This is a genomic window from Vibrio sp. 378, from assembly GCF_033339435.1.
In genome coordinates this window covers 1-567 of sequence record NZ_JAWOUO010000938.1, presented here as the reverse complement: position 1 = coordinate 567, position 567 = coordinate 1, and the positions used below count along the sequence as shown (strand labels likewise).

The following is a 567-nucleotide window of genomic DNA, read 5'->3' as shown; positions in this document are numbered from 1 at the left end:
ACCATCGGTGCGATAGATCTCATACTCAAAAATAGAACATTGGACCAACTAGAACATTGGGAAGTAGCGATTAAGTTTTATCTTTTACATGAAGGTGTTTGGTATGGCCCTAACGCGCACGATCAATTGCATACAAAACTGGATAGAATGCTCTCCCACCAATTGAAAATGAGCGAAAGGCCTGAATTTAGACAAATACTTCCTCTGGATCAGTCTCCAAAGGAACGCTTGTTGATGCAAGGGCGACTTTACATCAATCCATTTTCTAATGAAGTACCACCGAAAGAGTGCTTAGGCTTTGCTCTCAATCCAAGCCAAATCAGTGGATATTGGTGTTATCAAAGCCAATGGAGGTTGATCAATAAACCGCTTTACCACTTAAGCAAACCCAACTGAGCTATTGGTACGGATGATTTTTCTCAGCCGATTGAAAAACCAATGGAGCGATTTGAGCATGCACAAACAGCAGATGGCGAGTTCTGGTTTATCGTGCCAGATAATTGGCCACAAAATCCAAAGGCTCTTAAATAGAGAGTTAACGACGAGTTGTAAAAAAGGCGACCATCT

The 567-nt window shown here is 41.6% G+C and carries 1 pseudogene; it reads left to right on the top strand.

The annotated features are described in order from the left end of the window. Window positions 1–531, top strand: a pseudogene (locus R7Q48_RS29710) (DUF1853 family protein); the annotation flags it as partial. Window positions 532–567 lie beyond the last annotated feature (36 nt).